Genomic DNA, 19,867 nt, shown 5'->3' with positions numbered 1-19,867 from the left:
CGAAAGGCACCCGCCGTGATATCCACAATCACCGAGTGCCTTTTTTCCTTATGCTATTTTAAAATAAGCAACTGATTCATTGAGTGTATTCACAACCGAGCGAAGCTGCTCGGATGCTGCAGCGATATTCTGCATCATGGCTAACTGCTCTTCCGTTGCAGCGGCAACGTTCTGCGATTTGATCAGAATCTGCGACGAACTCGCAGCCGAGTGCTCCATCGTCGCAGAAATTTCCTGCGAGCTCGCCGACATTTGCTCCGTGATGGCTGAAGTCTCATGGATTTGCGTGACAATGTGCGTGACGGATGCCATGATCGTATGGAAGCTCTGATTTACTTCCTGCATCATCGCAGATCCCGTACCAGCCTCTTGCTTCGTCACTTGCATGGACTCGGACACACTTGCAATCTCAACTCGCGTCTCGTGAATCAATTGATTAATCCCATCGGCCGAAGCGATGGACTGCGAGGCCAGCTTGCGGATTTCGTTGGCGACGACATTAAATCCTCTGCCGTGCTCGCCTGCTCTGGCCGCTTCAATAGAAGCGTTCAGTGACAGCAAGTTCGTTTGATTAGCGAAAGAGGTAATGCTCGAAGCAATTAACCCGATTTCATCGGATTTGCGCGTCAACGATAGGACGGTTTGCGAGAGTTGATCCACCGATTTCAGGATGCTCGCGATTTGCTGCTGCAACTTCTCCAGCAGTTCATTGCCTAACTCCGCATGGCGCGAAGTTAGCGACGAGTGGTCCGCCATGACGCTCGAGTTTTCAGCCACCTTTTGAATACCAATCGCCATTTCCTCAATCGTTCTGCTCGTTTCTTCACTGCTTCTGACTTGAATCTCAACGTCATGCGTCATATCTTGAATGTTCGTAGCGACGTGCTCGGCAGCCGTAGCTGATTCCTTGGAGCTATCCGAGAGCTCGATTGAAGCGTCATGGACGAATTGCGTATTGGTGGCAATGACAGCGATCAAGCCTTTTATTTTCATAACCATCGTATCGACAGACTCTGTAATTTTCCCCAGCTCATCCTTTGCGTACTTGTTCCCCGGCTCATGCCGCAAATCTCCAGCCGCCACTTCAGAAGTGACCTTCATGATGGACCGGACCGTCCTCATGATTTTACGAATAATTATCCAACCGGATACGGCCAGCAAAAGGACGATAAATGCGACAGACACATACACGGCCCGCTCCGTTTTACGATTTTGATCCTCGATCTGATCGATACTCGCATTCGCGTAGGCGTCCAAAATTTCACCAATTTGGTTCATTCCTTCGCGCCCTTTCTCGAAAGTAGCCATAAGTTTAGGGTCATAGCTTGCATTTTTCCCTTTTCCCAAAGTCTGTACCACGGCATCTGCTTCCTTCGCCCACTGATCAAAAGAGGTATGAAACCCGGCAACATTCTGCTCGATCGTCAGCTTCGTTTCTGCGTGTGCCACCTGATGAAGACCTTTCGCTTTTAAAATGTTTGCCGCCTGCTCGACTCTGGTATTCGCTTGTTCAATATTCTCTTTCATCGCTTTGAGCTGCGTCGTTGTGTCCTCCGCATTCAATGTGCCTGATACTAGCAGTTGGTATGCCACTAGCGCCTGATACATGTCCCTGTCCGCGTTCAAAATGAGCGAAGTACTCTTGTCCGTTGTTTCATATAGGGATGACGCCAACGCCCTTGTATTGCTTCTATTTTGCTCCATTAAATAAATACTTGTCCCCAAATACAGGATGGAAGGCACTAAGAGCAATAAAATCAAACGCACTCGAATGGATAAAACTTTTACCATCTCTTCAGCCCCCGTCTAGTTGTCTCTAGTTTTCACCACTATAAGGGGTAATCGTTTATTAAATATTAGACAATTGTTAGCAAATTCATTAGAAAAACTCACAAAAAAATAAGCTCAAACGGCGCGAACGCCATCTGAGCTTATTTCCAAATTCATACGGAGAGAGAGGGATTCGAACCCTCGCACCGCTTACGCAGTCTAACCCCTTAGCAGAGGGTCCCCTTATAGCCACTTGGGTATCTCTCCAAAGATATGGCTCCCCGAACAGGACTCGAACCTGTGACAACTCGATTAACAGTCGAGTGCTCTACCAACTGAGCTATCAGGGAATGAATAAGTTTTATTTTATTATGAAGGCGCTTGTAAGTCAAGTGTATACGATTTCAATTTTCCCTTACATTTACCACAGGCATACTTGCGGACGTCCACTTTTCGTTTTCGGAAATACTCCGTTTTGCAATTGACGCATTCCAGCCGGTATTTATAAGCACTTTTCTGACGTGCCTGAGGCAGCGACTGACAGAAGCGAGACCCGCCAACCTGCGCCAACAATGTTTTGAAATCCTGATCGCGGTGCTTATAACCTCGTTTTAATATATGTAAATGATAATGGCAAAGTTCATGTTTAATGATTTTCTCGATTTCTTCACGGCCAAACGTCTCCCACTGCATCCAAGAGATTTCGATATCATGGGATTTGGTAAAATAACGTCCTCCCGTCGACCTTAATCTTCGGTTAAAACGCGCCTGGTGAACAAACGGCCTTCCAAACGATGCCAAAGAAATCTGCTCAATCCACTCCTGAAGTTCCCGATCCTCCATCCCCTACGCTCCTTAGATTTTTCATTAAAAACTTTCGCCGCAAGCTCATCTTAGACAAGTTCTCACTTGAATTTGTACCGTATGTACGGCTATACTGTCAAGTAGAAAAGAAAGAACGAAAGCTTTATACAGAGAGGATTTGACCAATCGAATGCCACAAATGCGATATGCCATTCTAAAGCTCGACCAGCAAGTAGAATTTGTTGCCATGCCATCTTCCTATTCCTATCAACTTACCGCTTTGAATCAAAGACTGCACAAAGAATTGGATAAGCTAACGGCCGATGATGTCCCTCAGCTCCCGCGAGTAATTGCAGAATGTGACGACTTAGAGCTAATCGGAACGACGTATACGCTCATTCAAGGATTAGAGTATATTAATCGTTTGGAAAAATCCTTTGCCGGCATCCAGGAGAAATCCTACCCGCTGATCTCACTGCTAACTGAAATCCGCGCGCTTCAAGCGCAGCTGGAACAGTGGTACGAAGAGGAATTTGAAGATTAATGTCAAAAGGACCTGCACCCTACTCCCTTTTCCTTCATATGCTATAAGTACATGGCGAAGAAGGGGATGGGCATATGCCGCAATGGCTCTGTAATCAATTAATGCGGGCCTTCCAGAACAAAAACCGCAGACAAATCCGATTGCTGAATGATAGCTGGTACTTTTACCGCACCCGCCGCTCACAAGAGGAGTGGCCTGACACCCAATCGACGGACGGACCGGGCAAACGTAAATTTTGATAAAAGGGCTAGTACTTGTTTGAGACAGGTGCTGGCTTTTTTGCCGTAACCGGTACATAGAAGTAGCATAAATGAAAAATATGTTGCATATTTGAAATGAGCCCACTATACTGTAAATAAATGTAATAGTCCGTTGAGTGAAGCACACTTGACCCAGCAGAATGATCTGCAGGTCGGTGTGCTTTTTTTGTTATCTAAACATGTATAAGGGAGTCGATCATTCATGGTTTTACGTCGAAGAGTGAAAAAAGGGCAAGGAGACAACGTATATCTGCTGCATGAAAGGAGGTCATCTTATTCTGTACATAACATCCCCGCCCCTTCTACACCCGATCTATGGGAGTTAAGGAAGCAAGTTATTCTCCAGGTTGCGAAGCGCCGTAATGGCCAAATCCGTATCCAAGACATCGCGGCTGAATGTAATGTCCCTTTTCGCATAGCCGCCGGATGGCTGACCCGTTTAGCGCGTGAGGGCATGCTCACGTCGGTCGTTGGCCAGCAGCAGGCAATCGTTTATTTGGTGAAGGAGGTGGGACAAGGAGAAGGACAAAGTGCAAAAGAGAAAGGATGATGCGGAAGAAGCGAAAGGATAAAGCCAAAAAGAGAGGATGATGCGGAAGAAGCGAAAGGATAAAGCCAAAAAGAGAGGATGATGTAAAAAGCAGCCGGCAGCTCATCGCCGCCAACTGCTATCTATTTGCTTATTGCTGCGGTTTTTTCATGGTCAAGCCGACGCGGCCTTTTTTCTGATCCACGTTCAGCACCCATACTTGAACAATGTCTCCAACGGAAACAACATCCATAGGATGTTTCACGAAGCCGTTCTTGAGCTGGGAGATGTGCACCAGCCCATCGTTCTTAATGCCGATATCGACGAAAGCACCGAAGTCGATGACATTGCGCACCGTGCCGGTCAATTCCATGCCCGGCACAAGGTCCTCCAGCTGCAGCACGTCCGTGCGGAAGATCGGCGCGGGAACTTCCTCCCGCGGATCCCGCCCAGGGCGCTGCAGGCTGTCTAAGATGTCCCGCAGCGTCGGGACACCCACGCCCAGCTTCGGAGCCATCTCCTCAGGCTCCAGCGTTTGCAGCAGCGACAGGAGCTGCTGCGAGCCCAGCTGCGCCAATTCCAGGCGCAGCTCCTTGAACAGCCGATCCACGACGTCGTAAGACTCCGGATGGATCGGGGTGTTGTCCAGCGGGTTCCCGCCGCCGGGAATCCGCATGAACCCGACACACTGTTCGAAGGTTTTCGCGCCAAGGCGCGGAACCTTCGACAGCTGCTGTCGGGAGCCGAACTTGCCGTTCTCCTCGCGATACTTGACGATGTTCTTGGCCAGCGTCGCGTTCACGCCCGACACATACGAGAGCAAAGACGGGGACGCCGTGTTCAGGTCCACGCCGACATGGTTAACGGCCGACTCTACGACGGCCTTCAAGTTCTCGTCCAGACGTTTCTGCGAAACGTCATGCTGGTACTGTCCGACGCCGATGGCCTTCGGCTCGATCTTTACAAGCTCCGCGAGAGGGTCCTGCAGCCTCCGCGCGATCGAGATCGCGCTGCGCTCGGCGACGTCGAGGTCAGGGAACTCCGTCTGCGCCAGCTTCGACGCGGAGTACACGCTCGCCCCCGCTTCGCTGACGATCAAGTACTTGAGCTTCTGCTCCTTGATTTCGCCAATCAGCTCCGCAACAAACTGCTCCGTTTCACGGGAAGCCGTTCCATTCCCAATGACGATCAGCTCGACGCCATGCTTGCTGATCAATTGCTTGAACTTCGCCTTCGCTTCCGCCACCTTATTATTCGGAGGTGTCGGGTAGGTCACGGCGATTTCAAGCATTTTCCCGGTGTCGTCGATGACGGCCAGCTTGCAGCCTGTCCGGTAAGCGGGATCGACACCTAGCACCACGTGCCCTTTGACGGGCGCTTGGAGCAGCAGATTACGTAGATTTTCCGCGAAAATCTTAATCGCTTGCTCCTCGCCCATCTCTGTCATCTCTCCGCGCACCTCGCGCTCGATGGACGGTGCGATAAGACGCTTATAAGCATCTTCGACAACCGCACGAAGTACATCTTGTACGACGGACTGCCCTTTGATAATTTGCCTAGCGATGTAATCATGAATTTTATCTACCGCAACGACCAAGTTAACCTTAAGAATTTCCTCACGTTCACCACGATTGATGGCAAGAATACGGTGTGGCGGGAGACGCTTCACCGGCTCCTGATAAGCGTAATACATCTCATAGACGGACTCAGCCTTTGCATCTTTTGCCTCCGTATGTAAGACCCCTTGATCCTGCGTATATCTGCGTACCCAAGCTCTAATCTTGGCATCATCTGCAATGTTCTCCGCCAAGATGTCCATCGCGCCCTGGATCGCGTCAGCAGCGCTTGCTACCTGCTTGTCCGCGTTTACGTAGCGTTCCGCTTCTTGTTCGAGCGAGCCATTTCTAGGCTGCTTCCATATCCAATCCGCTAGCGGCTCTAAGCCACGCTCTTTGGCTACGCTGGCTCTCGTCTTTCGCTTTTGACGATACGGCCTGTACAAATCTTCGATTTCTTGCAGCTTTGCAGCGCCTTCAATCGATTTGCGCAGCTCATCCGTCAGCTTCCCCTGCTCGTCGATCAAACGCACGACCTCCAGCTTGCGGTCTTCGAGGTTGCGCAAATACTGCAAACGCTCCTCGATGTCCCGCAGCTGGTTTTCGTCCAGCTCGCCCGTCATTTCTTTTCGGTACCGAGCGATAAAAGGAATCGTATTCCCCTCATCCAGCAGTCCCATCGTCGTTTTTACTTTCCCAGCGGGCAGCTGGAGTTCAGCGGAGATCTGCTTCAAGATTCGTTCTTGGATCTCCGCTTTCTTCTCTTCAGAAAGGACGACCTTTTCCTTCGGCTCTTCCTCGTATTTGTTCTTTGCACCCTTGCTTCCCGCCTGCTCTTCTTCCGCTGCATTTTTCACACCTGTACTTCCGGATGCTTCGCCGGCTGCGTGGAACCATTTGTTCATCATCGTTTCCAATATTGTCACAGTCATTCCCCACTTCTACTTAGATTCAAGTATGTATGCAAACCAAAAAACGAGGGAACCACTTCCCCCCGTCCGTTCCTGATCCTATTCAAAATTCTATCAGTCCCACGCTAATTTGCAAAGCGTCGTCAACCTTTCGCATCGTTTCTTCATCCAAATGCGTAATTTTGTCCGTTAGCCGTTGCTTGTCAATCGTTCTGATCTGCTCAAGCAGAATGACCGAATCTCGGTCGAAACCATGCGTCTCCGCGTCGATTTCCACATGCGTGGGCAGCTTCGCCTTCTGGATTTGAGCGGTAATCGCTGCAACAATCACAGTTGGGCTAAAGCGGTTGCCGATATCATTTTGGATCACGAGAACAGGACGAACTCCTCCCTGCTCCGATCCTACTACCGGCGAAAGATCTGCGAAAAATACATCGCCACGTTTCACAATCACTTCTTACACCCCGCTTACTAAGCGATCAAGCGTACCGTCCGCTTCTTCCTCCGCTTGAAAAGCTTCAGATGCCATGCTGAGATTAATTTTCGCCATCTCCATATACCCACGCTGCATGGATTCGCGTAGACTGCGCTTTTTGCGTTCAATTAAATACAGCTTCATTGCCTGGCGAATAAATTCGCTGCGATTGGAGTTCTCCTTCTCGACAATGCCGTCCACTTCTTGCAACAGATTGTCAGGCAAGCTAATCATGATCCTTTTCGTATTATGCGCATTACTCACACTCTCGCACCCCCAAGAAACGATACAAAGACAATATTACCAGTATGTCAAATTGAAAACCAAATTATACAATAGATATATGCAACCAGTATATCAAATATGTTACACCTATGGATATAAGATTCTACACTAAGTATTCGATAGCCTACTCTAAATTCCTCCAAAGGAAGGAACATTTTTAAATGGTAAATTCATCTAAGTTAGAATTCGACCCCGATTTAGTAACGATGACGCATCAGCGGATTAATGGCATCCACCCGTTCGCCGCCGCGTACGTACACACGTGCGACCCGATGTGAAATCATACAAATCACTTCATAATTAACCGTACCCAGCTGATCTGCAATATCTTCAGCCGTAATGCGTTCTCCGTCCTGCTCCCCGATCAGCACAACCTCATCGAGAGACTGGACACCTTCGACATCAGACACGTTGATCATGCATTGGTCCATACAAATTCGACCGACTACCTGCACTCTTTTGCCGCGAACCAGAACTTCCGCTTTACCTGAAAGCATCCGTGAATACCCATCCGCATACCCGATTGGCAGCGTTCCAATCTGCTCTTCGCCCTTGGTATGATAGATCGTTCCATAACTGATCCCGGAGTCTGGCGGCAATGTTTTGAGATGGACGATACCTGTTTTAAGACTAAGCACTGGTTTTAACGCAATTTTTGATTGATTCACATCCCCGGAAGGATACAGCCCATACATGGAGATACCCAAACGTACCATGGAATAAGTAAGACCAGGCAAATCAATAGCTGCTGCGCTGTTGCCAGCGTGTATATATGGAAACGTTACACCTTTATCCGTAAAATAGCTCACAATCCGCTCAAAACGGCGGTACTGCTCTAGCGTATAGCTTTTATCCACTTCATCCGCATTCGCGTAATGAGTAAACAATCCTTCAACTTCAACATTAGGCAGCGTCAACGCTTGCTCAATGAAAGGAATTGCATCCGCTTCCGTATGCAAACCAAGACGACCCATGCCGGTATCGAGCTTGATGTGGATTTTCAGCTTCTTCTTATGCTGCTGCGCCTGCAGCTCCTTCAGGACATCATGACTATAGACTGCTATCGTAACATCAAGCTCTCGTGCCCGCTCGACTCCCTCTGGGGGCGTATAGCCAAGCACCAGAATAGGTGCGGTTATTCCTGCATTCCTTAGCTCCAGCGCTTCATCAAAAAACGCTACACCCAAGTAATCCACACCTGCGGCTAAAGCCTCTTTGGATACTTCTACAGCCCCGTGTCCGTACGCATCCGCTTTAACGACTGCCATCTGCTTCATTCCTGCCGGCAGTATCTTCTGAAAACCTTCAATGTTGCTTCGCAGTGCATCTAACGAAATTTCAACCCACGTGGGACGATAAAAAGCATCCACCAGCGTTCACCTCTTTTTCCAAATGCAAAGGACAAGGGAAGGCCCGCTCCATGCGAGCAGCAGGACTCCCCCTCCAATAATTCCGAACCCGTTAGGACCGATAAACCTATGTTAAACCGAGTCACGAAACACTGTCAACCGTCCTTTGGCCTTAAATAAGGCGAAATCGCGTCATATCCAAACGACTCTTTTTATGAGCATGTCTGTTCGCATCACCTTCTCCGAAAGGGAATCGGCTCAATGCTACTCCCCTCGTACATTTGCAGCCCATTCAGTTCTTTTCTAAAAAGTGTGATCTTCCATTGCAGTCGTTCCCCTATTGGCACACTTTCCCACATTAATTTTTTCTGATAATCGCCTGTAAAGCCAAAAAGACCTGCTCCTAAGAGCAGATCTTTGGTTAGTTACTTGCCTGATTGGCCTTCCGTTGCCATCGCCACTTTAATCATTTCATTCGTCGGCAAATCACCCGTCGTTAATCTGAACTCTACGCCGTCATTCGTCCAAGTGAGCGTCTTTTTATCTTCCCCTGTGAGTACGCCGATCGTGAAACCGAGATCTACGATATCACCTGGCTGCAAAGATACCGACTTGGCCTGAGGTCTAACCTCAACCATACTAAAGTTGTACTTCCCTTTATATCTCAAAAGAACAGCCGCGTCTTCACCCAGTTTCATATCCGTAATGTCCTGTTTCACGACATCCTTAGGCAGATAGCTCGGCTCGATAATACCGATACTTTGCGGTTTGCTTGCCGCGGCATTTGACTTCGTTGCATCCGTTTTTGTGCCAGTAGACGTTGTCGGTTGGGATTGATCCGATTGGCCGCCTGTTGCGGTCAAGTTTTTGTCCGTTACACCCGCTGCCGGATGATCGGCATCCGTTACCTTAACATCGGACATTGTCGGCAATGTCTGCATGTTCCAGCTCGTCATGTTGCGCTCCATTTGGAAGAAATCCTTATCAAACTTAGCATCGAATTCAAACTTCGTGAAATTCACCTGCACCATCACATTTTGGTTCGCATCCGACACTTGAACCTGCGTAGGTGCCAGCGTCTTTTTATTCAGCCAAATTTTCTGGCGGGACAGCTGCTCATTCTGATAATTCGCCGCCACATCGAACACATATGCATCATTGTCCGTTGTAAACTGGCGATCCTTGTCCGCAATAATGCTTCTAGCTAGAGATTGGAACAAGTAAACCTGTCCTTGGTTTTCCGGCCAATCGCTTTGGAAACGGAAGCTTTTCTTCAGATGCGGCGTTAAAACGAACACGCCCTCTTCATTACGCAGCACAATTTGCGTCACATCTTTCGATGCATTCGTCAGCGAAATCCGGTAGAAATGTTCCGGCGAGAACGCCACCTCCACCTGGTACTCCTGCGGCTGTGACCCCGTGTGCAAAATCATGCTGCCAGAAGCCTGATAGCTATCCGCTTTGCTGATCACATGATCCAAATCCTTTACGATAGATCCTGCATCTTTCTTGCCTATCCCGCATCCCGCGAGAACCAATGCTAAGCACATCACCACTGCTACCATCCATGTGACCCGGCGCATTCGATCATCCCCTCACTCATGATTAACATCAACATAGTACATGCATATGAGGGGACTTGGCCGATTATGCAGCCAAGCTACCAGCTTGGACCCATTTAGGCAAAAAAAATAAGACTAGCTCCGGATTCGTCTAATCTTACTCATTTATTTCACTAATTTAAGTGTTTGAATTCTGGTTGCGTGCTCCATCATCGTAACAGCAATTCCTGCAATCTGCTCGCCTTGTTAAACTTGAACTTGCTTGATTTCTTGCAGCGTGTCTTCTACTTTTGACATTCTGTTCTCCAGATTCGAGTCTTCCATACCACGCATTCGGGTTTCCATACTACCCATGCGTCTGTCCATACTGTCAACTCTGTCTTTAATGGCTTTAACATCTGCGCCAATTTCACATTTTAACCTAGGTGAGCAGCAAAAAGAATCCCTAAAAAAATGAAATCTCCTATTCAGCTCAACTAAAATTCAGCAACCCTTCAGGTTCCAGACATATTTTTTTCACACTCATCTGGGAAAATGATATATTGAAGATTCATTCATGAACCGGAGGAATTATCTTTGAATAACAACCAAAAAATCACGCTTCAAGCCTCAAGAGGAGCGGCAGCATTTTTTGTGCTGCTTTTCCATACGTCAGCCATGTCTTTCAAGTATTATCAATACGACTTCTTAGGCATCAGTTCAATCGGGAGATCAGGCGGAGTAGACTTCTTTTTCTTATTAACCGGGTTCCTGCTCTTTCATACATATGGCCACAAAATTGGAACCCAAATGACCGTTTTGCCCTATTTAACTAATCGTCTCATACGTATCTATCCCTTCGACTGGCTTATCACACTTGTTGTGCTGCCTGTCTACTTTTTTGTTCCGAGCTTTGGATACGGCTTTGAGACTGACAAAGATACCATTATTAAATCATTCCTGCTGCTCCCTCAAGCACATGGCCCCATACTGCCGGTGGCTTGGTCGTTAAGCTACTTTGTGCTGTTTTACTTGGCTTTCAGTCTTCTTCTCTCTGTAGGGAAAAAACCAGCAGTTATTTTCGCTTCAACTTGGATTGCCTTAACTTTATGCCATTTTTTGCGAGTACCCTTTATAAGCGCAGATATCGACCGTCATTTCTATTTAAACTTTCTCTTTAGCGATGTGAACCTGGAATTCATGGCTGGTTGTTTATTGGCCAAATGGGTGGAGCAGCATAGAAGTAAACATTACAAATGGTTGATTTCTATCGGGGTGTTTGGATTTTTACTGATCTGGATCAATAACAAATATCAATTTGCTCCTTTTCATAATTACCTGTTATACGTTATTCCGGCCCTATTTGTACTGTTAGGCGCTTCCTCCGTACCTGAACGGATCCAGCTGCCAAAGTGGGTTCTTTCCCTCAGCAAACTAGGGGATGCGTCTTACACCATTTTACTTACCCACCTGATATTTATATCCATATTAATGAAATTAAGTGTGGCTACTCATTTGGTCGATTATTTAGGCCCTCTGCTCACAAACTTAATAATTGTAATATGTGTAGTACCACTGTGTCGCATGGCATACAGGTTAGCTGAGAAACCCCTTGTAGCTGGACTTCGCGACGTTATAAAGGTAAGTCCTTCCCGCTCTTCAAAACCTGTCTCCTAAACAAAAAGACTGCCTAAGGCTTTAAGCCCAAGCAGTCTTTTTTTATTTATTTTCACCACATATACACAATACCGGCAATAATACCTGCCCAGATCAGGGAACCGAACACCACGCCAACAATCAAACCTTTGCCAATTGAAACGCGTTCATCTTGGTAAGCGTCATCATGATCGATCATAAAAAAACCTCCCCGCACTACTTCAGTATATGCCTAGTATGGGGAAGATGTTGACGAATCATGCGATTGAGGTGAAAAAAATTAATTAATATGCATTTTTATTGATAAAGCCATTAATAATCGTTCGCCAAATAATTTTAATATCGAATAAAAAAGTCCAATTTTCAATATAAAAAATATCGTGCTTGATACGTTCTTCAATCGAAGTGTCTCCACGCAAACCATTGCTTTGCGCCCAACCCGTAATGCCAGGTCGAATATGATGCTTCACCATATACTTCGGAACCTCTTCCTTGAATTGTTCCACGAAATAAGGACGTTCCGGCCTTGGACCGACAACACTCATATGACCAAAAAGCACATTGAAAAACTGAGGCAGTTCATCCAAACTTGTTTTGCGAAGAAAAGTTCCAACCTTAGTGCGCCGCGGGTCATTTTCAACCGTCCACTCCGTATTAGAAGCACTTTCGGGCAACACATTCATACTGCGAAACTTATACATCATAAAATTCCTTCGGTTCAGTCCAACACGCTCTTGCTTGAAAATAATCGGCCCTGGAGATGTTAATTTAATCGCAAGGACTGATGCAACCATGACCGGTGCTGTAATGATAATTGCAGTAAGAGAGAATAAGATATCAAAAGCCCGCTTGAACAGACGATTCCGGAACTCGTCCAGAGGAATATCCCGCACATTAATGAGCGGCATCTCCGCAAAATTATCGAAATACGGTCGTGACGGTAAGAAGTCATAAAAGTCCGGAATAATTAGCGTTTTGACACCAATTTTCTCACAAACATTGATGATATGACCGAATTTACGATGGGCATCCAATGGGAGTGCAATAATGACCTCATCGACAATAAGCTTATTCAAAATGGACTCCAAATCGTCTATCTTCCCTATAATCGGCTTATAGCTCTGGTAAGCAATGTCATGTTTTTCCTGAAAATCATCAAGAAACCCGACGACTTCATAACCTAACTCCGGATGCTGTCTAAGCTTCGTGTAGAATTTCCGTCCAAGCGATCCTGCTCCAAGAATAAGTATGAATTGCTTGTTATAGCCTTTCTGGCGGACACGTTTCAGCGAAATTTTAATCATATAGCGGTAAAAGCTAATGATAAGGATATTATTGACTAGGAAAAGCAAAAGATAAGAACGTGAAATGTCGACTTCTTTTAAAATAAACAAAAGGCTTAAGAGCAGCAGCAAGCTGAGAATATGGACTTGAATAATTTTAAATACTTCGAAAGAGAACTGCTTCTTTCTCTTTGGCGTATAAAAATTGGTCATATAACTGATGAAAATCGCAATTAAGGCGTAACTGACACTCCACATCACATAGTGCTTAAAAGGTAACGGCGAACTGAATGGAATCCAGCCGCTTTTAAACTTTAACCACCATGACAGTAAAAAAACGAGCTGAATACACAGGAAGTCGGCCAGTGCATAAAGTTGTGTTAAAAACCCTTGACTCTGTCGAATCAATGTAAATCACCTCGTTGGACGTAATTTATTTCTAGCAAGTGAAAGTACAAACTTCAAACCCACACCTATGTATACCGCGGCATTCGTCAACCAAGAATATTTCTTCCGATAATGCTTTTTATGGAACAAAATCATCGCCCGATGGAACTCATATATGATTTTAAAAGGCTTCCTTCGACTGCTTGCTCCTTTGTAATGAATAATTTGCGTACGCGGATAATAATAATTTACCCAACCTGCTTCCTTAATCCTATAACACCAATCTATATCTTCGCCATACATAAAAAATTCCTCGTCCAGCATCCCCACTTGCTCAATGGCCTCACGGCGAATCAACATGAAGGCTCCAACAAGGGAGTCGATACCGTATGCCTCGTCTGGATTCAAGTACCCTAGCTGGTATTGATTGAAGCGTGGAATTTTCGGGAAAAGCTTTGAAAAGCCGAAGGCATAGTAAAAGGACGCTGACGGCGTCGGGAAGCCCCTTTTGCAGGCTTTGTCGAGAGAACCGTCTGGCAATACAATTTTGCAGCCGCTGGCACCTACGATTGGATTCTCGTCCATGAAACGCAGCATCGTTTCCAGCGTGTCTTGTTGGACGACCGTATCAGAGTTCAGCAGCAGCACGTATCTCCCTGTTGATTTGCGAATGCCTTGATTGTTGGCTCTTGAAAATCCAACATTCTCGGTGTTGGCAATGCAAGCAACCTGCGGGTATTGTTCGTTGACGGATTGGATCGTGCCGTCGTTTGAAGCGTTGTCGACCAAGATGATTTCGCATTTGTATGCTGTAGCTGACGAGAGTACTGACTGTATACAGGCTAGAGTTAAATCTCGTGTTTTGTAGTTAACGATGATAATTGATAAATCCAAGAGATGACCTCATTTGTCAATGATAATAAGTACATTATAACATGGGAGAATAAAGAGGTAAAAACTTTAACTTACTAAAAACTAGAAGTATAATGTATTATGCAATCTATTAATGTTATATAGTGGAGGATCAAAACCTTTTATGATCGTTTCTTCGGAGCTATGTTATATATGTGGAGAAATTTCCGACTTTGTTATTGAGGACAATGCAAGCTTGCTTAGAGAAGCTAAGTGTAACAACTGCACTGCCAGTATTCGAAATTCTGATACAGCAAGAATGATTACAAAAGCTTCTATTGGACGGGACTTACCGCTTTCTCAGAGTATTGATTTGCTAAAGAAATCAAATGTTTCTATTTTAGAATCTCAAGCTAGTGGGCCCATTCATTCGATCTTAAAACAATTACCAAATTACACAAGCTTTGAATATTTTGATGGAATCGATTCCGGTGAAGTTTATAACGGTATTTTATGTAATAATTTTGAACAACTAGCTTTTGAGGATAATTCTTTTGATATTATCATCAGTCAAGATGTCCTAGAGCATATTGAATATCCAGAAAGAGCACTTTCTGAAATAAATCGCGTTTTGAAATTAAACGGACACCATGTATTTACGATTCCTCTTCATGAAGCTGACAAAACAAAATCGAGAAAAAATCTAAGGCCAGTATACCATGGTGATCCGATCAGAATGACAGGTGCATTAGTTTACACAGATTGGGGAAATGATATTACAGAAATTATAGATAAATATGGCATGCAAACTCAAAAATATAATCTACATAAATTTTATGAATCAGACAAGATAACAGATGTAGATCAGAACTATTCAGAATATTTAAATTTAGACCCCTTAAATTATTATCGTTATAATTCCGTTGTTTTTTCTTCACAGAAAAAAAGCAATATTCATCATTCTACAAAGCTTATAAATGAACTTCGGTTACTTGAGTTCGGACCCGACAATATCGTAGAGGGAACCGTATTTAATGAACAACCATCTGGAGAAAGTGCTCTTTGGGTAAGGACAGAAAATGCTAAAAAGTCATCAACAATTCTAAAAATAGACGATGTAGCTTTAGTAAGCAATTGCAACGATGAAGGAAATCTAGTTACAGCAATAGTCCCTGCTTGGTTATATAAATTCCACGGGGAATATAAAATTTACCTTTATGATACTGTATTGAAAAAGAGATCAAACTCCTTGCCTTTCATTGTCAAGAAATCGTCTTCCAATGAGAGCATCAATCATTTGCAACAAGAGTATTTAAAGCTCGCTAAAGAATTACATGGGTTGAAAATTAGTAATAAAAATCCGGAATTTATTGGTTGGGGAATGACTTCTGAACATCAAGTTCCTTGGGTCGATAACATAAATTGGGCAACGTTCCGAAAAACAAGCGACGAAATCAAAAAATGTTTTAATTTTGGCTTGAAAGAAGACATTGGTATACACGCAGGAAATATTGATACATTACTCTGGCGTCATTGGGTGGTGGCATTTTCATTACAATATGCCATTACGTTTAAAGGACTCTCTCAAGAGAACATGAATTTGATTGAGTGTGGTGTTGGGGATGGAATGTCCGCGTTTTTCGCACTTAAAGAAATGCAGCACTATATAACTAACAATCCGAATATTCAATATAAGATGCACCTGTTTGATTCATGGGATTCACTACGAAATGAAAACTTAACAGAGAAAGAGATCTTCATAGAAGGAAGATATGAGAATAATTCATTGGATAGGGTAAAAGAAAATCTTCGCGATTTTGAATCAACATTAATCTACCATGTCGGGTATATTCCTTTTACGCTTACTGAGACAATATCGAATATTTCTTACTTACATATAGATCTGAATTCAGCTAATTCAACATTAGCTACACTAGAGTATTTCTATCCTTATCTTTCCGAGGGCAGTGTTATACTTTTCGATGATTACGGCTGGTCAGGATTCTCTGAAACCAAAGAAATTATCGATCAGTTCTTTTCAAACAAACCTGGCATATTACTTAAATTGCCAACAGGACAGGCTGTCTACTTTTATAAATAAGCGTTGAATTTATTTTCACATAACAAAAGTCCCTACTTTTCTAGGGACTTTTGTTTATTTTGTAATCCAACCGCAAGCAATCAGATAGTCAATAATCTTATCTACCGCAGAATAAATTAATTCATGATCTGAAATATTCGTTAGGGCAGATATGGCAATTTTTCTGCTGGCTGAATAACCGATGAAGCTTTTATAACCAGGCATATACCCACATTGTTCTCTAAATGTCATACCACTGAATTGTTTAGTTCCGAAAAATAAACGCAATACCCTTTTATGATGTTCATCTAATAAATTTCCTTCAAATAGGTTATACATAAACCTACATAGATCAGATGAATTTGTGACCATACCTCCGGACATATATCCACTTGCCGAAGGAAGATAGACAGGGAAATCTTTAACATTAACTACACTAACATTTTCTTCTGTCTTATAATGGAAAGTGTCATAGCCATCAGCTAGTTTCTTTGGAGCAACTTCACCAGAAGAGGAATAGAATGTATCCCGAAGTTTAAGGGGTACTAGAAAATATTCATTTAACAATTGAGCAAAAGTTTTATTTGTTGCCATTTCCACAATTTTACCAAGAAGAATATATTCTACATTCGTATAACGATGACTACTTCCTGGTGAAAAATGCGACTGATTATTTCTAAGTTCATGAATAATCTCGTTTATTTTCCATCTCTTCCCCAAATGTAACACCGTATACTTATATGAGTTAGTTAGAGTGGGATCATAAAAACCGCTACTATGATGCAGCAGGTGTTTAATAGTAACATCACTACCTACAGGTGATATATCAATGTATTTAGATATAAGATCCTCTAATCCAATGACTTTTTCTTGTGCTAACTTTAGGAGCAACCCTTTCACATAAATTTTACTCACACTTCCGTGATAGTAAGTAGAACCTAAAGTAGCCTTCTTTACTAATTCAGTATGTGATAGTCCAGTGCTGCAACTGAAGTAATTCCCATTTATGATGAATGAGACTTGAAGGCTAGGATAACTCAACTCTAGTCTTACTTCTTCAATTTTGTCATATAATTTCTTAGATTCATCTTTACTCATGTTGGTCTCAATAAATTTGTTTTTCATAATGTTTAACAGCATTGTTAGATCCCACTATTTAAATTTCAGCTCATGTAAAAAGGCTTTAAGCCCCTCTCGCCAATGACGCATTTCCTTAAATCCATTAACCCGTATAGATTCGTGGGATAAAGCTGAATTTTTGGGCCGCGGTGCCGGTCTCGGAAACTCCTTTGTCGTACAAGGGCTCACTTGTATTTTTACTCCGCTCTCCTCGAAAATCGCACATGCAAATTCATACCATGAACAAACACCTGAATTAGATGCATGGTAAATACCATATTTCTCTGTTTGGATAAGCTGCTGCAAAAATAAAGATAAATCCACTGTATACGTCGGAGAGCCCAGTTGATCATTGACAACCATTAAGGAATCTCGTATCTTTGCCAAATTTAACATCGTTCTCACAAAATTATTTCCATTTAAACCGTAAACCCAAGAAGTTCTCACAATAAAATGCTTAGACGACAACAACTGCACATGTTGTTCACCGGCTCTTTTTGATTTCCCATAAACACTTTGAGGATTACTTTGATCATTTTCTCGATAAGCGTTCGTTGACGTTCCATCAAAAACATAATCTGTACTTATGTAGCAAAATTTTGCCCCGATGCTTTCTGCCGCGATAACAAGATTCTTTGTTCCTTGCGAATTAACAAGAAATGCTTGTTCAACTTCTGTCTCTGCAAGGTCAACAGCGGTATAAGCTGCACTATGAATGACAACATCAGGCTTAAATGCACCCAATACTTCTACACACTGTCGCTCATTTGTTATATCCAGCTGTTCTCTGCCAAGACCATGAACTTCATGATTTATGCCTAAAATCTTCACCAAATCATGCCCTAATTGACCATTAGCACCTGTCACTAAAATCTTCATCATTAAACCTCTAGTCGCTCGCCATATTGCTTGGAATAATACGTTAGATATTCACCATTATGAATTCTTTTCCACCAGTCCTGGTGATCAAGATACCATCGAATTGTCTCATGAATGCCTGTTTCAAAATTATGCTTAGGCTTCCATCCAAGCTCATTTGTTATTTTAGTCGCATCAATACCATAACGTCGGTCATGTCCCGGGCGATCTTTAACGTATTGAATCAACGATTCAGGTTTACCTAACTCTCGAAGGATGGTCTGTACGATCTGAATATTTGTTCTCTCATTGTTACCACCGATATTATATACCTCACCATTAATCCCTTTATGTAAAACTAAATCAATAGCGCTGCAGTGGTCCTCTACATATAGCCAATCACGGATATTAAGGCCATCTCCATAAACAGGAAGAGACTTATCATTTAAAGCATTTGCAATCATTAATGGGATTAACTTTTCTGGGAATTGATAAGGTCCATAGTTATTAGAACAGCGGGTGATGTTGACTGGAAGGCCAAATGTCTCATGATAAGACCTTACTAGTAGATCAGAACCTGCTTTGCTTGCAGAATAAGGGCTATTCGGTGATAATGGCGTTTCTTCGGTGAATAGACCAGTCTCTCCCAGAGATCCATAAACCTCATCCGTAGATACATGGACAAATTTCTTAACAGCGAACTTTTTAGCAGCTTCAAGTAACACCTGTGTTCCAAGAACGTTTGTCTTAACGAAAACTTCCGGTTCCAAAATACTTCGATCCACATGGGATTCCGCGGCACAGTGCACAACTGTATCAATCCCCTGCTCAAATAGGCTGTTGACTAACTCCGAGTTTGTGATGTCGCCTTTTATGAATTGATAATTGCTATTTTCTTGAATGGATTTGAGATTCTCCAGGTTGCCAGCGTAAGTTAACGCATCCAGGTTAATGATCTGATAGCTAGGATAACGACCTAGCATATAATGAACGAAATTGCTGCCGATGAACCCGGCTCCGCCGGTTACGAGTATTTTCATGTGCGTGGAGGACTCCCGTCTTAAAAGTTTATTTCCGCATCTATAAGCAGTGGATGCTTTTGATCTTTATCAGAAAGGATTGGTTTGGAGGTTGGCCAATCAATACCTATAGCCGGGTCGCTCCAAAGTATCCCCCTATCATGTTCAGGCGAATAGTACTCGTCCACTTTGTAAAGCACTTGTGTATTGGGAACAATCGTACAAAAACCGTGCGCAAAGCCTTGTGGAACAAGCAGTTGACGCTTGTTTGATTCACTAAGAATAACTCCAACCCATTGTCCAAAAGTAGGTGAGTTTTTACGAATGTCTACCGCTACATCATAAATGGCTCCCGTAGTTACTCTGACAAGCTTTGTCTGTGCTTTGGGATTCAACTGGTAATGGAGCCCCCGTAAAACACCTGTTTCCACGGATAAAGAGTGGTTATCCTGAATATAAGGAAAATCAATTCCATGCTCAGCAAATTTCCGGCTGCTGTAGCTTTCCATAAAAAAGCCCCGATTATCACCATGGACAACGGGCTCAATTATATATAATCCTTCTAATTTCGTTGAAATAATATTCATAA

19 protein-coding genes and 2 tRNA genes are annotated in these 19,867 nt (G+C 43.8%); 5 read left to right on the top strand and 16 right to left on the bottom strand.

The window, feature by feature from the left end; all coding sequences use genetic code 11:
- Nucleotides 1–48: 48 nt before the first annotated feature.
- From AC3WTJ_RS15475 to AC3WTJ_RS15460, 4 genes are all read right to left on the bottom strand, one after another.
- Nucleotides 49–1,791 carry a methyl-accepting chemotaxis protein gene (locus AC3WTJ_RS15475; protein WP_492522526.1) on the bottom strand — a complete coding sequence of 581 codons (1,743 nt, stop codon included), beginning with the start codon at nt 1,789–1,791 and terminating at the stop codon, nt 49–51.
- A gap of 157 nt (nt 1,792–1,948) precedes the next feature.
- Nucleotides 1,949–2,037 (bottom strand) — tRNA-Ser (locus AC3WTJ_RS15470).
- 7 nt (nt 2,038–2,044) lie between these two features.
- Nucleotides 2,045–2,120, bottom strand: a tRNA-Asn gene (locus tag AC3WTJ_RS15465).
- Between the two features lie 19 nt (nt 2,121–2,139).
- Nucleotides 2,140–2,613, bottom strand: a complete 474-nt coding sequence (locus tag AC3WTJ_RS15460) for a SprT family protein (RefSeq protein ID WP_492522525.1) — start codon at nt 2,611–2,613, stop codon at nt 2,140–2,142.
- A gap of 151 nt (nt 2,614–2,764) precedes the next feature.
- Here AC3WTJ_RS15460 and AC3WTJ_RS15455 point away from each other — a divergent pair, with 151 nt between their 5' ends.
- The 3 genes from AC3WTJ_RS15455 to AC3WTJ_RS15445 all read left to right on the top strand — a co-directional run bounded on the left by AC3WTJ_RS15455 (nt 2,765) and on the right by AC3WTJ_RS15445 (nt 3,928).
- A complete protein-coding gene (locus AC3WTJ_RS15455) occupies nt 2,765–3,118 on the top strand; it encodes a hydrolase/acyltransferase (protein ID WP_157317882.1) in 354 nt (117 codons plus the stop codon).
- Nucleotides 3,119–3,192: 74 nt separating this feature from the next.
- Nucleotides 3,193–3,357, top strand: coding sequence for a cortex morphogenetic protein CmpA (gene cmpA, locus AC3WTJ_RS15450; protein ID WP_090818813.1), 165 nt, complete (start codon nt 3,193–3,195; stop codon nt 3,355–3,357).
- Between the two features lie 223 nt (nt 3,358–3,580).
- Nucleotides 3,581–3,928 carry a hypothetical protein gene (locus AC3WTJ_RS15445; RefSeq protein ID WP_492522524.1) on the top strand — a complete coding sequence of 116 codons (348 nt, stop codon included), beginning with the start codon at nt 3,581–3,583 and terminating at the stop codon, nt 3,926–3,928.
- A gap of 130 nt (nt 3,929–4,058) precedes the next feature.
- Here AC3WTJ_RS15445 and AC3WTJ_RS15440 read toward each other — a convergent pair whose 3' ends face one another.
- The 5 genes from AC3WTJ_RS15440 to AC3WTJ_RS15420 all read right to left on the bottom strand — a co-directional run bounded on the left by AC3WTJ_RS15440 (nt 4,059) and on the right by AC3WTJ_RS15420 (nt 10,066).
- A complete protein-coding gene (locus tag AC3WTJ_RS15440) occupies nt 4,059–6,371 on the bottom strand; it encodes a Tex family protein (RefSeq protein WP_492522708.1) in 2,313 nt (770 codons plus the stop codon).
- Between the two features lie 106 nt (nt 6,372–6,477).
- Nucleotides 6,478–6,828: a type II toxin-antitoxin system PemK/MazF family toxin gene (locus tag AC3WTJ_RS15435; RefSeq protein WP_028553893.1), complete on the bottom strand. Its 351-nt coding sequence runs from the start codon at nt 6,826–6,828 to the stop codon at nt 6,478–6,480.
- A gap of 3 nt (nt 6,829–6,831) precedes the next feature.
- The gene (locus AC3WTJ_RS15430; RefSeq protein ID WP_028553892.1) at nt 6,832–7,113 is read right to left on the bottom strand and encodes a CopG family ribbon-helix-helix protein; all 282 of its coding nucleotides are present in this window, start codon (nt 7,111–7,113) and stop codon (nt 6,832–6,834) included.
- 218 nt (nt 7,114–7,331) lie between these two features.
- On the bottom strand, nt 7,332–8,504 hold the full coding sequence (gene alr, locus AC3WTJ_RS15425; RefSeq protein WP_492522523.1) for an alanine racemase: 1,173 nt from the start codon (nt 8,502–8,504) through the stop codon (nt 7,332–7,334).
- Nucleotides 8,505–8,908: 404 nt separating this feature from the next.
- On the bottom strand, nt 8,909–10,066 hold the full coding sequence (locus AC3WTJ_RS15420) for an outer membrane lipoprotein-sorting protein (RefSeq protein ID WP_492522522.1): 1,158 nt from the start codon (nt 10,064–10,066) through the stop codon (nt 8,909–8,911).
- A gap of 555 nt (nt 10,067–10,621) precedes the next feature.
- Between AC3WTJ_RS15420 and AC3WTJ_RS15415 the strand changes: the two genes are divergently transcribed.
- Nucleotides 10,622–11,701: an acyltransferase family protein gene (locus AC3WTJ_RS15415; protein WP_492522521.1), complete on the top strand. Its 1,080-nt coding sequence runs from the start codon at nt 10,622–10,624 to the stop codon at nt 11,699–11,701.
- Nucleotides 11,702–11,753: 52 nt separating this feature from the next.
- On the opposite strand, the gene AC3WTJ_RS15410 is transcribed toward AC3WTJ_RS15415, so the two are convergent.
- The 3 genes from AC3WTJ_RS15410 to AC3WTJ_RS15400 all read right to left on the bottom strand — a co-directional run bounded on the left by AC3WTJ_RS15410 (nt 11,754) and on the right by AC3WTJ_RS15400 (nt 14,244).
- The gene (locus AC3WTJ_RS15410; RefSeq protein ID WP_492522520.1) at nt 11,754–11,879 is read right to left on the bottom strand and encodes a hypothetical protein; all 126 of its coding nucleotides are present in this window, start codon (nt 11,877–11,879) and stop codon (nt 11,754–11,756) included.
- 85 nt (nt 11,880–11,964) lie between these two features.
- Nucleotides 11,965–13,371 carry an undecaprenyl-phosphate glucose phosphotransferase gene (locus AC3WTJ_RS15405; protein WP_492522519.1) on the bottom strand — a complete coding sequence of 469 codons (1,407 nt, stop codon included), beginning with the start codon at nt 13,369–13,371 and terminating at the stop codon, nt 11,965–11,967.
- Between the two features lie 6 nt (nt 13,372–13,377).
- Nucleotides 13,378–14,244, bottom strand: a complete 867-nt coding sequence (locus AC3WTJ_RS15400; protein WP_492522518.1) for a glycosyltransferase family 2 protein — start codon at nt 14,242–14,244, stop codon at nt 13,378–13,380.
- 142 nt (nt 14,245–14,386) lie between these two features.
- Between AC3WTJ_RS15400 and AC3WTJ_RS15395 the strand changes: the two genes are divergently transcribed.
- Nucleotides 14,387–16,303 (top strand): methyltransferase domain-containing protein, encoded by a 1,917-nt coding sequence (locus AC3WTJ_RS15395; protein WP_492522517.1) that lies wholly within the window; start codon nt 14,387–14,389, stop codon nt 16,301–16,303.
- 54 nt (nt 16,304–16,357) lie between these two features.
- Here the strand turns inward: AC3WTJ_RS15395 and AC3WTJ_RS15390 are convergent, their stop codons facing one another.
- The 4 genes from AC3WTJ_RS15390 to rfbC are packed head-to-tail and all read right to left on the bottom strand — an operon-like array spanning nt 16,358 to nt 19,865.
- Entirely contained in the window at nt 16,358–17,380 is a 1,023-nt protein-coding gene (locus AC3WTJ_RS15390) for a serine hydrolase domain-containing protein (protein WP_492522516.1), read from the bottom strand.
- Between the two features lie 54 nt (nt 17,381–17,434).
- Nucleotides 17,435–18,280 (bottom strand): dTDP-4-dehydrorhamnose reductase, encoded by an 846-nt coding sequence (gene rfbD / locus AC3WTJ_RS15385; RefSeq protein WP_492522707.1) that lies wholly within the window; start codon nt 18,278–18,280, stop codon nt 17,435–17,437.
- A gap of 2 nt (nt 18,281–18,282) precedes the next feature.
- Nucleotides 18,283–19,299: a dTDP-glucose 4,6-dehydratase gene (gene rfbB / locus AC3WTJ_RS15380; RefSeq protein ID WP_492522515.1), complete on the bottom strand. Its 1,017-nt coding sequence runs from the start codon at nt 19,297–19,299 to the stop codon at nt 18,283–18,285.
- A 20-nt stretch (nt 19,300–19,319) separates the two neighbouring features.
- On the bottom strand, nt 19,320–19,865 hold the full coding sequence (rfbC, locus tag AC3WTJ_RS15375; protein ID WP_492522514.1) for a dTDP-4-dehydrorhamnose 3,5-epimerase: 546 nt from the start codon (nt 19,863–19,865) through the stop codon (nt 19,320–19,322).
- Between the last annotated feature and the right edge of the window lie 2 nt (nt 19,866–19,867).

The sequence above is a fragment of the Paenibacillus sp. FW101-FHT12H11 genome, from assembly GCF_058790355.1.
This window is presented reverse-complemented; position numbering and strand designations above follow the sequence as displayed.

Coding starts and splice junctions, on each gene's coding strand:
- AC3WTJ_RS15475 (WP_492522526.1), bottom strand. CDS start 1,791: ATGGTAAAAGTTTTATCCATTCGAGTGCGTTTGATTTTATTGCTCTTA.
- AC3WTJ_RS15460 (WP_492522525.1), bottom strand. CDS start 2,613: ATGGAGGATCGGGAACTTCAGGAGTGGATTGAGCAGATTTCTTTGGCA.
- AC3WTJ_RS15455 (WP_157317882.1), top strand. CDS start 2,765: ATGCCACAAATGCGATATGCCATTCTAAAGCTCGACCAGCAAGTAGAA.
- cmpA (WP_090818813.1), top strand. CDS start 3,193: ATGCCGCAATGGCTCTGTAATCAATTAATGCGGGCCTTCCAGAACAAA.
- AC3WTJ_RS15445 (WP_492522524.1), top strand. CDS start 3,581: ATGGTTTTACGTCGAAGAGTGAAAAAAGGGCAAGGAGACAACGTATAT.
- AC3WTJ_RS15440 (WP_492522708.1), bottom strand. CDS start 6,371: ATGATGAACAAATGGTTCCACGCAGCCGGCGAAGCATCCGGAAGTACA.
- AC3WTJ_RS15420 (WP_492522522.1), bottom strand. CDS start 10,066: ATGCGCCGGGTCACATGGATGGTAGCAGTGGTGATGTGCTTAGCATTG.
- AC3WTJ_RS15410 (WP_492522520.1), bottom strand. CDS start 11,879: ATGATCGATCATGATGACGCTTACCAAGATGAACGCGTTTCAATTGGC.
- AC3WTJ_RS15395 (WP_492522517.1), top strand. CDS start 14,387: ATGATCGTTTCTTCGGAGCTATGTTATATATGTGGAGAAATTTCCGAC.
- AC3WTJ_RS15390 (WP_492522516.1), bottom strand. CDS start 17,380: ATGAGTAAAGATGAATCTAAGAAATTATATGACAAAATTGAAGAAGTA.
- rfbD (WP_492522707.1), bottom strand. CDS start 18,280: ATGAAGATTTTAGTGACAGGTGCTAATGGTCAATTAGGGCATGATTTG.
- rfbB (WP_492522515.1), bottom strand. CDS start 19,299: ATGAAAATACTCGTAACCGGCGGAGCCGGGTTCATCGGCAGCAATTTC.
- rfbC (WP_492522514.1), bottom strand. CDS start 19,865: ATGAATATTATTTCAACGAAATTAGAAGGATTATATATAATTGAGCCC.